Source organism: Clostridium fermenticellae, assembly GCF_003600355.1.
GTDB classification, from domain to species: domain Bacteria; phylum Bacillota; class Clostridia; order Clostridiales; family Clostridiaceae; genus Clostridium_AV; species Clostridium_AV fermenticellae.
Window position 1 is genome coordinate 1,042,874 of record NZ_CP032416.1, and the last position, 14,000, is coordinate 1,056,873.

The 14,000-nt window shown below is 29.2% G+C and carries 12 protein-coding genes, 1 pseudogene and 1 other annotated feature; of the genes and pseudogenes, 11 read left to right on the forward strand and 2 right to left on the reverse strand.

Features of this window, described 5'->3' with window-relative positions; genetic code table 11:
- The first annotated feature begins 8 nt into the window (after positions 1–8).
- The 3 genes from D4Z93_RS05030 (at position 9) to D4Z93_RS05040 (ending at position 4,979) form a co-directional block, all read left to right on the forward strand.
- A complete protein-coding gene (locus D4Z93_RS05030) occupies positions 9–1,466 on the forward strand; it encodes a hypothetical protein (RefSeq protein ID WP_119970937.1) in 1,458 nt (485 codons plus the stop codon).
- Between the two features lie 5 nt (positions 1,467–1,471).
- Entirely contained in the window at positions 1,472–2,845 is a 1,374-nt protein-coding gene (locus D4Z93_RS05035; protein ID WP_119970938.1) for a hypothetical protein, read from the forward strand.
- A gap of 130 nt (positions 2,846–2,975) precedes the next feature.
- Entirely contained in the window at positions 2,976–4,979 is a 2,004-nt protein-coding gene (locus tag D4Z93_RS05040; protein WP_119970940.1) for a fructose-1,6-bisphosphatase, read from the forward strand.
- 33 nt (positions 4,980–5,012) lie between these two features.
- Here the strand turns inward: D4Z93_RS05040 and cls are convergent, their stop codons facing one another.
- A complete protein-coding gene (gene cls / locus D4Z93_RS05045) occupies positions 5,013–6,437 on the reverse strand; it encodes a cardiolipin synthase (protein ID WP_119970942.1) in 1,425 nt (474 codons plus the stop codon).
- 160 nt (positions 6,438–6,597) lie between these two features.
- Here cls and D4Z93_RS05050 point away from each other — a divergent pair, with 160 nt between their 5' ends.
- The 5 genes from D4Z93_RS05050 to D4Z93_RS05070 all read left to right on the forward strand — a co-directional run bounded on the left by D4Z93_RS05050 (position 6,598) and on the right by D4Z93_RS05070 (position 10,551).
- Positions 6,598–8,091 (forward strand): ISLre2 family transposase, encoded by a 1,494-nt coding sequence (locus tag D4Z93_RS05050; RefSeq protein ID WP_119970197.1) that lies wholly within the window; start codon positions 6,598–6,600, stop codon positions 8,089–8,091.
- Between the two features lie 465 nt (positions 8,092–8,556).
- Complete coding sequence (locus D4Z93_RS05055) at positions 8,557–9,264, forward strand: lysophospholipid acyltransferase family protein (RefSeq protein ID WP_119970944.1); 708 nt, start codon at positions 8,557–8,559, stop codon at positions 9,262–9,264.
- A gap of 91 nt (positions 9,265–9,355) precedes the next feature.
- Positions 9,356–9,751 carry an HNH endonuclease gene (locus tag D4Z93_RS05060; RefSeq protein ID WP_119970946.1) on the forward strand — a complete coding sequence of 132 codons (396 nt, stop codon included), beginning with the start codon at positions 9,356–9,358 and terminating at the stop codon, positions 9,749–9,751.
- 145 nt (positions 9,752–9,896) lie between these two features.
- Positions 9,897–10,085, forward strand: a complete 189-nt coding sequence (locus D4Z93_RS05065; protein ID WP_119970947.1) for a hypothetical protein — start codon at positions 9,897–9,899, stop codon at positions 10,083–10,085.
- A gap of 49 nt (positions 10,086–10,134) precedes the next feature.
- Entirely contained in the window at positions 10,135–10,551 is a 417-nt protein-coding gene (locus tag D4Z93_RS05070; RefSeq protein ID WP_119970949.1) for a CBS domain-containing protein, read from the forward strand.
- 70 nt (positions 10,552–10,621) lie between these two features.
- Here D4Z93_RS05070 and D4Z93_RS13190 read toward each other — a convergent pair whose 3' ends face one another.
- Positions 10,622–10,780 carry a hypothetical protein gene (locus D4Z93_RS13190; RefSeq protein WP_162920258.1) on the reverse strand — a complete coding sequence of 53 codons (159 nt, stop codon included), beginning with the start codon at positions 10,778–10,780 and terminating at the stop codon, positions 10,622–10,624.
- A gap of 114 nt (positions 10,781–10,894) precedes the next feature.
- Positions 10,895–11,137: a binding site (T-box leader), on the forward strand.
- Between the two features lie 120 nt (positions 11,138–11,257).
- Between D4Z93_RS13190 and D4Z93_RS05075 the strand changes: the two genes are divergently transcribed.
- From D4Z93_RS05075 to D4Z93_RS05085, 3 genes and pseudogenes are all read left to right on the forward strand, one after another.
- A complete protein-coding gene (locus D4Z93_RS05075) occupies positions 11,258–11,767 on the forward strand; it encodes a tryptophan transporter (protein WP_119970951.1) in 510 nt (169 codons plus the stop codon).
- 536 nt (positions 11,768–12,303) lie between these two features.
- Positions 12,304–12,929 (forward strand): annotated as a pseudogene (locus D4Z93_RS13680) (transposase).
- 148 nt (positions 12,930–13,077) lie between these two features.
- Positions 13,078–13,986: a patatin-like phospholipase family protein gene (locus D4Z93_RS05085; protein WP_119970953.1), complete on the forward strand. Its 909-nt coding sequence runs from the start codon at positions 13,078–13,080 to the stop codon at positions 13,984–13,986.
- Positions 13,987–14,000: the final 14 nt, after the last annotated feature.

Genomic DNA, 14,000 nt, shown 5'->3' on the forward strand with positions numbered 1-14,000 from the left:
GAAAGTTATTGAAAGATAGCAATACTATATATTATGTATCGCATTTGAATAGAAATATTATATCAATTATTGATGCTGAGAGTTTTAAAGTTGTAAAAGAGATAGATACTGGTTGTAAAGTTACAAATGTAATAGTTGATTCAAAAAATAATATTTATGCTGTAAGTGGAAGAGATAATAAAATTATAATTTTTGATACTCTTTATAAACGTGAGGAAGTTTGGAATGTAGAAAATGATGGTATAGCAGAAATTGATATGAATGAAAACAAAATATATGTATCTAATATTGAAAGGGTAATTGTATATAATCTTGAAACCAGGGAAAAAGTTGGATGTATAGATGGATTTACCGCGATAAATTCGTTAAAACTTGATGCAAATAATGAACGTCTTTTTATTTTAGACACTATAGAATGTAAATTAAAAGTATATAATACAAAAGACTTAAAACTTGTTTTACAATATAAAAATATTGGTAATAGTCCATATTGTATGTGTGTATATGAAAATAAGGTTTATATTGGAAATAAATCAGCATGGGCGGTAAAAAATAGTGGAAATATAACTGTAGTAAATTTAAAAAATGGAAGCATATCTTATATAAGACTAAAATTGTGTGCTGAGGTTAAGGATTTAGAGATATATAATGAATTATTATATGTACTTAATTCAAAGCTTAAGAGAATTGAGGTTTTAAATATAAAAACAGGTGAGATTGTTAATTTAATAAAGACAACCTTTGAATTTCCCCAAAAGCTTTGTATTGATAGAAATAAAGGAGCTCTTTTAGTTACAAGTAAAGATTTTGAAGGAGACGGTGTTCTCGATAAAGTTGATACTAAAATAAATAAAGTTACTGCAACTGTATATTTTAAGCAGAAAAATGACAATCCATATGATATATCAGTATCTAGAATAGAAGATGAAGCCTTAGAGTATGATTTTCAAACTGAGATTAAAACCGAAAAAAATAAAATACCTATATTTAGTAAGAAGGTTATCTCAACTTATAAAGAAAAAGTATTATTTAATGATATGTCGATCGATTTACCATCTGATAAATGTGATTTCACTAATATAGATAATATATATTTCAAAAAGTGTGAAATACTTAAAGAAATGCAGAGCAAAAAAAGAATTAAAGATAATAGCGAATATCTGGTATTTGAATATAGTTTTATTATTCCATATAGTATAGATATTTCTGATGATAAGAAAAATACATTTACATTAGATGGTACTCTAAATGGGTCACAGAAGGCGACCATTTATATGCCATATAAAGTATATGAATATGATACTGCTATGGTAGTAAATTCTTTTACAAGGATAATTCAAGCTGCTAAAATTGAAGATGAAAAGGTTAATTTTTCAGCTGATTCATTGGTTGTAACAAGACTATTGATTGATGATGTCATATATATTCCAGATTGTGAGCAATGTTTTATAAAGAGTAGGAGATGAATATTTTGCAATGTGGAATATACGAAAAATACATTTTTAAAGTAAAAAATGGTGATGTAGTAAAGTTTTCATATAAAAATGAACTTGGTTTATATTATCAAAAGTTATGCAATAATGAATGGTCAAAGAAAATTATGATTTCGAGGATTGCCTTTAAAGGCTTTTATGCGATGCAAGATTACAACAATGATGTTTATTTATTTTATCAGAATATATATGGTAATATTGTTGTTATGAAATTTGGTAATGGTGAGTTTAAGTCTAAGGAAACTATAAATATATGTAGTAATACGATTATGCCTATTAATATTAGAGCATTTTTTTGCAATAATGATATCCATCTTATATACAATGTTAATGATGAAAAGAATATATCAGAAACACTTGTTGAAATAGTAAAATTAAATAATAGAGAATGGAGCAGGCCGCATGTAGTACTTAGATCAACACCTGCATTTAGCATGATGTTTAAAATAGTTCAGGATTGTGATTCAAATATATTTTTGATAGATAGTGATTTTGATAAAAAGCATAGGATAATTGTAAAATATTTCAATGCACGATACAATAATTGGGCATATCAAAGTATTATTTATGAATCACAATTTCCATGTTTGGATTGTGATTTAACAGTTGATAGAGATGAACAGCATTATATATGCATAATAAAGGAACATAAGAAAAGTAAGGTTGTTTATCTCTATAAAAAGGATAATATAAAAAGAGATACTATTGTATTTTATGGTAAGAATGTGAGTTCATGTTTGATTAAATTTTACAATAATATTCTATGGATTTTTTGGATCTCTGATAATGAACTTTATGGAAGTTTTTCTTTTGATAGAGGAATAAAATTTAGTATGCCTAAAATTTATATATATGGTAAAGATAACTTATTGGAGACTGTGTTATATAAGAGTTATGAAGATAACACTTATATAAGTGTCCCGTATAGATATTATGCAGGTATTAGGAAAGTATTTTTCTTCAAAGATTTCTTGAAAAAAGTTACCTTAAATGCAAACAGTGGATTTATAGAAAAGAATAAAGTTATTACTGCAGAAAATTTCAAAAAATTGTATGATAGTTTCGAATATGAAAAAGAGGAACTTAACAATGTAAAATATAGATTAAAGAATGAAATTGAAACAAATAAGATGCTTGAGGAGAAATATACAGTATTGAGGGATGAGATAGCATATTTAAAGAATAAACTTAAATCAGTTACGGAAGAAAAATTAGAATTGGAAGGTAAGATAAATAAAATTGGAGTAGAGGGTGACTTAAATAAAAACACTACTATAAATAATAAATTTATAGAAAAAAGTACTCTTAAAAAGAATAAAAAGGATTCTAAAAAATGGTTTTGGAAAGATTAAAAATTATTTAAAAATATATAGAAAGTATTAGCTGCAATGTGATATATTAATATTATAATGTATAGTATACTAATGATGAATAAAGTATAACTTATTATAATGTTAATTAATTTTAGAAGGAGAAAATAAAATGATTTTCTACGATGAAAATAATTTAAAGGTTATAGAGAAAGATTTAAGATATCTCAAATTGTTATCTAAGCAATATCCTACAATATCAAGTGCAAGTACAGAAATAATAAATTTACAAGCTATACTAAATCTACCAAAGGGAACTGAGCACTTTATAAGTGATATTCATGGAGAATATGAATCATTTACGCATATGCTTAAGAATGCCTCTGGTGTTTTGAGAAGAAAAATAGATGATGTATTTGGAAACTCATTAGTTGAACATCAGAAGTCAGCACTTGCTACTTTAATATACTATCCTGAACAGAAACTGGAATTAGTTAAAAAAACTGAAACAAATATAAAGGATTGGTATAAAGTAACACTTCATCAGCTTGTAGAAATATGTAAAAATGTAAGCTCAAAATATACAAGGTCAAAGGTTAGAAAGGTACTTCCTCCGGATTTTGCATATGTTATTGAAGAACTTCTTCATGAACAGGGAGATAGAATAGATAAGCAAGATTATTATAATGGTATTATAAATGCTATTATAGATATAAATAGAGCGGATCAATTCATTGTAGCAATATCAAAAGTTATACAGAGATTAGCTGTGGACAGGCTTCATATAATAGGAGATATATATGATAGGGGACCTGGAGCAGATATAATACTGGATGCTCTTATGGAACATCACTCCGTTGATATTCAATGGGGAAACCACGATATATTATGGATGGGTGCGGCATCAGGCTGTGAAGCGTGTGTTGCAAATGTTTTAAGGATTTCACTTAGATATGCAAATTTAAGAACTATTGAAGATGGATACGGTATTAACTTATTACCTTTAGCTACATTTGCTATGGACACATACGATGATGATCCATGCAAAGATTTTATACCAAAAACGATAGACAAAAATATAAGTGAAAGTGAAATATCCCTTTTTGCAAAAATGCATAAAGCAATAGCTATTATTCAATTTAAGGTTGAAGGCAACATTATAAAAAGAAGAGCTGAATTTGGAATGAATGACAGATTGCTTTTGGATAAAATAGATATAGAAAAAGGTGAGATAAATCTATATGGTAAGATATATAAATTAAATGACACTAATTTTCCGACAATCGATTTTAAAAATCCTTATAAATTGACTAATGGAGAAAGTGAATTAATTGATAAACTCACTAATTCATTTTTAAATAGTGAGAAATTACAAAAACATATAAACTTCTTGTATAGTAAGGGTTCTATGTATTTAGTATGCAATTCAAATTTATTATACCATGGATGTATTCCATTAAATAAGGATGGAAGTTTTAAAGAGGTAAAGATAGGAAATATAAAATATAGTGGGAGAAGTTTACTTGATAGATTTGATAGAGTCGCAAGGGATTCGTACTTCTTTAAAAATGACGAACGTGTTAAAAGATATGGTATGGATATGATGTGGTATTTATGGTGTGGACCAGATTCACCAGAATTTAGTAAAAAAAGAATGACTACCTTCGAAAGATATTTTATAGATGATAAAAATACTCATTATGAGGAAAAAAATTATTACTATAAATATAGAGATGATGAAACTATATGTAAAAATATCTTAACTGAATTTAATTTAGATCCAGAAGAGTCCCATATAATAAATGGGCATATACCTGTAAAGACTAAGGAGGGTGAAAACCCCATAAAGGGAAATGGGCGTTTACTTGTTATAGATGGAGGATTTTGTAAGGCTTATCAGCCTCAAACTGGCATAGCAGGATATACTCTTATTTATAATTCATATGGATTACTTTTGACATCACATGAACCATTTACTGCCATACAGGATGCAATAAAAAATAATGAAGATATAATTTCGTCTACTAAAATACTGGAACATGCTGTTAAAAGGAAGAAAGTTGCAGATACAGATATAGGGCGTGAGTTAGAAGAGCAAATTGCTAATCTTGAAAAGCTTCTTACAGCTTATAGGAAAGGTTTTATAAAAGAAGAAAATTCATCAGATATATTTTAAAATCCAATAAGGGTAGGAGATTTCCTATCCTTATTACATTAGAGATGAAAATATTTTACAGAAGGCTTCAAAAGCTTTTATGTAAGGAGGAAGATTATCAAAATAGTCTATAGAAATTCTTCTGCTATGTTTTAAGTCCTCAAAAAATAAGTTTTCGAGTTCTTCTGTGACTTCTTCATCGTATATCATAGCATTTATTTCATAATTGAGTTCATAGCTTCTTATATCCATATTTGAGGTACCTATTGTACAGAGTGTGCCGTCTACGGATGTAGTTTTTGCATGTACAAATGCATTTTTATTATAAAAATAAAGTTTTACCCCATTTCTCACTAGATCTTCAAGATAAGTTATAGAAGCATAATGAACAAGAATATGATCATATCTTTCAGGAAATAAAATAATTACATCTATTCCACTTAAAGATGCTATTTTTAAGGCATTTAATATACTTTCAGTAGGTATAAAGTAAGGAGTCGTTATGTAAACATGTCTTTTTGCGGTACTTATCATTTTTAAAACTGCCTGCTCGATTGCAGGAAATTCAGAGTCAGGACCACTTTTTATAAGTTGCATTAATTTTCCATCATAACTATCATATTCGGGAAAGAATTCCTCAAAATTATCTCCATAGTAGAATAATTCTTTATTTGCTTCTTTAATCGTAGCAAAATCATCCAGGAATACGGCCTGCAGTCCATATATAAAATCGCCTTTTACCATTATATGTGTATCTCTCCAATATCCGAATTTGCTTTTACCTATATATTCATCACCAATATTTATTCCACCAAGAAAACCCACTTTACCGTCGATTATCACTATCTTTCGGTGGTTTCTATAATTTATTTGTGTATTTATGTACTTTAAAAAAGGAGCTAAAAAATAAGAATAATAAACTACATCGACTCCGGCGTCTTTTAAATCTCTTATATAACTTTTTTTTATTCCAATGCATCCGACTTTGTCTAATATAAATCTTATTTTAACGCCTTCTTGTGCTTTTTTTATTAGGATATCCTTTATTTCATTTCCTATAGTGTCACTTTTTACAATATAATATTCCAGATGAATATGATTTTTTGCTTTTAAAAGTTGTTTTTTTAGTTCCTTGAATTTTTCAGTTCCATCTTTAAAAATTGTTACACTGTTATCTCTAAAAAGTGGTGATTCACTGTTTCTTGAAAGCAATTCTATTAATGCCGAATACTCACACGCGTTACTGCCGCGCATAGCTTCGTAAATAAGTTCTTCTATGTTTATATTTGTCTCATCATGTAATTTGTGCTTTTTCCAATTTCGACCAAGAAAGATATATAGAAATAAACCTATAGGAGGAAGTACGATAAAAATTGCCAGCCATGCAATGGTTTTTTCTGGATTTTTTCTTTCTAGTATTATAACGATTATTGAAACCATGATATTTATTAAGACTATTAGATATAATGTGTATTTCAATTGTTATTTATCCCCCTTGTTCTTAGAGTATAATTTTAGTAGGCAAAGGTAGTAATAATTACTGGTTAAAATAATAAAGGAGATACAAAAAGTATCTCCCATGTACATAAAAATCCATTATAATATAAGTTGATAAGACTATATAGAAATGGGTGAGATTATGTACAATTTAAACGATACTTTAAGTTTAAATGATAATGAAATAACTTTCAATAGTTTAGAGAAAAAAATATATAAATATGCGTGTGATACAGCATGTGAAATTCTAAGAGAGGTGCTTTCGCACCTGGACCGGAGGTTAATGGATGAAAGAGATGCCGAAATATATAGAAATAAAGGATTAAGGCATACGTGTATAAAAACTATTATGGGAGATGTAGAATTTGACAGACGTATATATGAATACAAAACTGATCAAGGGAAAAAGGCATATAAATTCTTACTGGATGAATACTTAAAAATGGATACAATAGGCCATATTTCAAGCACTTTAGTAGAAAAAATAGTAGACAATGTAACCAATGTGTCTTATAGGAACACTTCAAATAATATTAAAGAACTGGCAAACCAGGAAATCAGCCATACGGCAGTATGGAATGTAGTACAAAAATTAGGTTCTAAAATAGAAGAAAAGGAAGAGAGGAAGATACTGCTGAATAAAATGGGAAAATTAAAGGGCTCAAGGGAAGTTAAGGCCTTATTTCAGGAGATGGACGGCATCTGGTTAAGCATTCAGGGGAAAGATAAACCTAAAGGAAGGAAGTCTAAAAAGAAAGAACTTAAGCTGGGAGTAACTTATGAGGGCTGGAAAAAGAGAGGTGGCAGAAAAGACGGCTATGTAGTTCATAATAAAACAGCATGCGCCAGCTTTGGAACAAGTAAAAAATTCAAGGAACTTAGTGATGCCGCCATTGCAGAAGTATATAACACAGATGAAATAGAAGTAAGAATTTTGAATGGGGATGGTGCCCCATGGATAAAACAGAGCATGGGTGGAGAAGGCGTATATTTTCAGTTAGATCCATTCCATAAAAGTCAGGCAGTACTGAGAAATATGGAGGATAAAAAGGAAGCATATAAACTCATGAAAATGCTGCATGACGGAAAAATAGATAAGAGTTTTGAATACTTAACAGGTCTTATGGTTAAGTATACTAATAACGAAAAAAAGTTTAAGAAATTAGAAAAACTGTATACATATCTCTTTGAAAATAAGGCAGGATTAGTGCCATATCACTTAAGAGAAGAGATAAAGATGCCGGAGGCACCTGAAGGACTGGAATATAGGAATTTAGGCACAATGGAGCATAATATTTGTGACATACTGGCCCAGAGGATGAAAGGGAGAAAAATGAGCTGGTCTATAAAGGGTGCAAATAATCTGGCAAAAATACTGGCAGAAAAAGCTGGTAAAAGAATATACCAAACAATCGATGAGATATGTTCAGGTTCTATTTCAGATGATAAACTGGAGAAAATAAAAGAGGTTATAACATTAACGGCAGCTGATGTTAACAAGAAACCTAAGAAGAGCAGGTATTACCATATACATAAAGCAGGGATACCATTTACAGGCTGCGCCGTAACCAATGGCAGAAAAGCGATACAGAGCTTTTTTCAGGAAAGAAATCTCAGTGAACTGGTTTATAGATAATTTAAAAACTCGGGATAAAAAGTTAACAGGATAAGTGCGCCCTTCCGGGCTGTGGACGGGGCCATACGGGAAGAAAAATATCAACTGAATTTACAATGGAAATTTTAAAAAATAAAATTGCCCACTTTAACTTGACACAAACCCCCTTGTTATTTGAGTTGTTTTTATTTTTATTTGAATATATAATATAAATGACTGTGCTGTATGTTACTTAAGTATATCATATTTAATTAGATTTAAAGATATCTATATTATTTCGTTAATTAAATTTTTTATAAAGGAGAGGGTACATATGGATTTTGGTGAAATATTATATTATTCTGCTACCCCTATATTTTTAATATTATTTGTATTTTTAGTAATTTTACTTATAAAGATAATAAAAGGCAATAAAAATAGATAAAATGTGACGATTATAAAAATTATATTTTTAGTTTGTTTTTATTGTATTTGGGAGTTGATAGTATGAAGTCGATTATATTATATTTGAAATTTGTATTTTTTATAATAGTGTCTGTACCCAAAAAAATTAAGATAGATCATTTAAGGAAGATCGGAAGAATAGAAGATGCTGAAGCCTTATCAAGAAAATATCTTCTAAAATGGGCGAATTTCACAGTAAAAGAGGCTGGAATAACTCTTCATGTTGACGGAATAGAGAATTTACCAGATACAAGCTGTCTGTTTGTATCAAACCATCAAGGATTACTTGATATACCAGTATTGATTACTGCAGTTAATAGACCTATTGGATTTATAGCGAAAAAAGAACTACTTAAAGTAAAAATAATAAGTGGGTGGATGAAGGAAATTCATTGTGTGTTTATAGATAGAACAAATATAAGAGAATCTGTAAAATCAATAAATAAGGGCGTAGAAAATTTAAGGAATGGCTATAATATGTGTATTTTCCCTGAAGGAACTAGGAGTAAGGGAAAACCTGTTGCTGAATTTAAAAAAGGTAGTATGAAGCTTGCATTAAAATCAAATTCTCTTGTTGTCCCGGTTGCAATAAATGGAACATACAAAGTTTTGGAGGCTAATGGCTGGAGGATTAGGCCTGCAGATGTAATTGTTAAGATATTAAAACCAATTGATACCCAGAAAATCTCAAAAGATGAGAGACGTGATTTATCAGATATAATCAGAAATTCTATAATGGAAAATATGTGAAGCACTATATGTTAATTTTACTTGTGGAATATTCTTAAAGCTATGATATAATAAAAGTATAGAATTGATTTTTATAGTGGGAGGGGAAAAATTGTTTAAGTGTGAAGTCTGCGGCAAAGAAGCCGACAAACATCATATAGTCTATAGAAGTCAAGGTGGAGTTGATTTTCCAATTAATTTTAAGTATCTATGTCCTGAACATCACAGGGGAAAAAATGGTCCTCATAAGAACAGACAGCTTGATTTAAAATATAAACTGGAACTTCAAGAAAAATTAGAAAAAATATTGGTTAAAGAATTTTATACTATAGATGAACTAGTTACACTGCTTAAAATAAATAAAGGTATGCTAAAGAGACTGCTTAGGGAATATAAATTATATAAAGAAGGCTATAAAAAGGCTGATATAATATATAGACTTATGGGCAAAAAAGTTTATACTAAAGATATGTTAGAAAACTATTGTGATTTTATAGCAAATTTTTAATTGTATACAGAACTTATGTTGAGTAAAGTGGATGGCAAGTGGATGTTTTTGTAACTCACTTGTCATTTTCTGTAATATGAGGTATTGTATATGTAACTAAATATATCCGTATAGAATATTTTTTATGAAAGGAGCTGTAACAATTATGAATGAGGATTTGTTAATGCTTTTTAGTATAGAAGAAATTAGAAGTATTATTACGGGACTTAAAATATCACTTGAATCTATATATAGAGGAGATACTGAAATATCAGAAGAAGAAATTATAAGAATAGAGGATATGCTTAAGAAGATGCAGTATGTTGAAAGAGAGTATTCTGATAAAACTGACTAAAGTTTTAAAGAATATACTAATATAACTTATTAATAAAAAGGAGGGAGTCATGAACATAGCTTTTTTTCTAACACCAAAGAAGGATGTTGTGCATGCCTGTATAAGTGGAACCATGAGACAAGCCATTGAAAAGATGGAACGTAGTGGTTATACGGCTATTCCAATTATAGATGATAAGGGTAAGTATGAAGGCACTTTAACAGAAGGTGATTTACTCTGGAAAATAAAAGATACGCAAGAATTTAATTTTAAGGATACGAGCAAAATAATCATTAGAGATATAATTAAAAAAGTAAGGAATAAGCCTGTTCATATTGACGAGGATATAGAAAATCTTATATCTTTGGCAGTAAATCAGAATTTTGTACCAGTTGTAGATGATAATGATATATTTATAGGGATAATTAAGAGAAGTGAAATAATTAATTACTGCTATAAATTACTTGTTAAGAATTCTATGATATAAATTTAAAAACTTGAAGAGACATATTAGTATTGAATACTATTCAGTGCTAATTGTCTCTTTTTTAAATACCTTAGCGGTTGCTATTATTTCTTATAGCTCTTGCTTTAGCATTTATACTCGCGGGATTACCACGATTTAAATATCCTGTTTCAGAATTTCTACTCTCATTACTATGATTTAACATTGCCTTAGTTTTATCATCTTGATTATCTAATCTTTTTTTCTGCATATAAATTTTCACCTCCTAAAAACAAGATTAGTTTGGAGTTTTTAAAATAAATTTATGCAATCTCATTTCGACTGTTGACAAGTATAATTATTGGTGATATTATACATACAATATATAAAATCGTTGATGAGGAAGAGTAACTAATTTAGTTTAGTCGAAGAGAGTTGAGGATGGTGTGATCTCAATATTTGAGCTTATTAGTGAATGGACCTCTGAGAAGTAAATCGAAATTCGTTTAGAAGAGTAGTGGTTACCGTTTGCCATACGATATAATGGCTAGGATATGTTAGTATCTTAAATAAGAGGCGTTTTTACGTAATTTAGGTGGTACCGCGGAAGTGTATCTCCGTCCTAATAATATTATTAGGACGGAGTTTTTTTATTTTTTAATTTGATAGATGGAAGCCGGCTTTTTATATAAATGATGAATTAATCTAAAATTATTAGATGTTTTATATCGAGAGGAGATTATTAATTATGAATGTAAAAAAGATGATTATAAATTCACTGCTTCTGGCAATAGGAGCAATATTACACCAATTGACACCACCATTGATTCTTGGAATGAAACCTGATTTTTCTTTGGCTATGTTGTTTATTATAATGATATTGAATGATGATTACAAATCATGTGTATGTTCAGGACTTATAGCAGGAATATTAGCAGCAGCAACTACTGGTTTTCCTGGAGGACAAATACCTAATGTTATAGATAAAATTGTAACTGTGAATATAATGTTTTTAGTATTAAAACCTTTTAGGCAGAGGGTTAATAACCAGATAAAGATTGTATTTACTACAGCTATTGGAACTTTTATAAGTGGAACTACATTTTTAAGTGTTGCTTTTGTGATAGTTGGACTTCCAACAAGTTTTAAAGCATTATTTTTATCAGTAGTTGTTCCGGGAGCAATTATAAATACTATAGCTGGGGTGATATTATTTAATGCTGTAAATATTGCTATAAAAAGAAAGGCAGCAGCTTAAACTTAAGATGAATTATTTATTGAATGCTAGAGGTTTAAAAGTCAGAAAACTAGTATAATAATATAAAAAAAGACATGTGCTATTACAATGTCTTTTTTTATTATTTAACAACTTTCGATTTCACAATTTTCATAGGGTTTGTAATTCTAGGCTTAACTTATGCTTGTAAATTCTAATAGGGTTTGTAATTCCAGGATTAAGTTATACTCCAGCTGCCACTTCCAAAATTCGTCACCTAAAAAATTTCTAGTAAGTCTAAGTTCGTATTTATAAAAATCTAAGCAGATTTTATAAACTCGCAGGCTCAAACATATAAAATCCACTAAGATTTTCAAAAATACTTCACTAAGACCTACTAAAAAATTTTTTAATGTGCCTACATTTTGGAAATGTCAACTTACGTATAACTTAATCCTGGAATTACAAACCCCATGAGCGTAAAGTTAAGCCAAAATTTAGCACCAGGTAATTAAATTTACAGTTATAAAATAAATAAAAAAGGTCACTCCTAAAGGTAAATAAAAAAACAAGGGGTGATCTTTATGAAAAACAATACAGTAGGTAGTATGCACAAATTAGAAAAAATTATTAGTGATATTTTAAGGAAAAATATAAATAAAATAGCAGTAGATACTAAATTCACTAAAAGGTTTAGTAAATTAGATGGATTCACATTTTTTAAGGCATTTACATTCGGGATATACAGCCTTCCGGCCCCATCATTAAGAACTATATCAGATTTTTGTGAAGACATATCTACTGGTTTAACTCTATCAAGACAGGGTTTAGAAAACAGGCTTCCAGTGGGAGCAAAGTTTTTAAAAGCTGTTTTAAAGCATATTATCGAAGATAAAATGGTTAGAACATTAAAAAAGATAGATAGGGAGCTTAGCTTATGAGTTGGGTAATTATGATAACAAATGTAGATAGGTATCAAGCAAGTGCAGACATGCTGTTTGATATTTATAGATTAAGATGGCAGATAGAGCTGTTATTTAAGTGCTGGAAAAGCTATGCTAATATAAATAATGTAAAATCGGCAGGGTTATTATATGATATTCTAGTGAAACTCGGTAAAAGTTGCAAATGAGAAAAGAGAAAACGTAAATCTACAGAGGAAAGGTTAATGGATTATTACATTCCTCCTGCAGATTGGAATTAATTGTATTAGCTTTACACGTATGTTATAAACCCTATATTGATTAGAAAATAGTTTGAATTTACTTTTATTATGGTATGTAATTTGATGCACAAATTTGAAATAAAATAATAAGATATAGTGGATGCATTTTTTTGAGGGGTTATTTAAATTGAAAGCTGATATTATATTTGAAGGCGGTGGTGTTAAGGCCATAGGTTTTGTTGGTGCTGTTTGTGCACTTGAGCAAAATGGTTACAAATGGGGAAAAGTTGCGGGTAGTTCTGCGGGGGCAATAATAGCATCGCTAATAGCTGCAGGGTATAATGGTAAGGACTTGAAGAACATAATGATGAATATAGATTATACTAAATTTATTGGTAAAGGCAGGTATTTGTCTCTTCCATTTAGAATACTTAATATAATATTAAGAAAGGGTCTGTACTCAGGTGATTATATAGAAAATTTTGTGGAGGAACTTTTAGAAACTAAACATAAGACTAAGTTTAAGGATGTGAGTTTAAATGGAGAATCGAATTTAAAAATAATAGCAGCAGATGTTACCCAAAAGAAACTTCTTATACTTCCAGATGATATAAAAGATTATGGAATAGATCCTATGGAATTTAAAATTTCAACTGCTGTCAGAATGAGTGTAGGTATACCATTTTATTTTAGGCCAGTTTATATAAAGTATAATGGTGTGAATAATTATATTGTTGATGGTGGTATACTCAGTAACTTTCCAGTTTGGATATTTGACGTAGAAGGGGTTCCAAGATGGCCGACATTTGGGCTTAAGTTTGAAAAATCTGAAAAAGGTTATAGTAATAGAGATGACAATTTCATTTCATACGTATTAGATTTGGCTGAGTGTATAATAGAAACTTATGATGAAAAGTATATATCTGATAAAGATATGATTAGAACTATATCAATACCAACTTTGAATGTTAAAACTACTGACTTCAATATAAGTAAAGAGAAAAGCATGAAATTATTTGAAGCTGGTTATAAGACTGCTGAAGAATTTTTTACTAGATGGAATTTTAGGAAATATGTTGATAAACACAGAAAATAAAATTGGATAAAAGA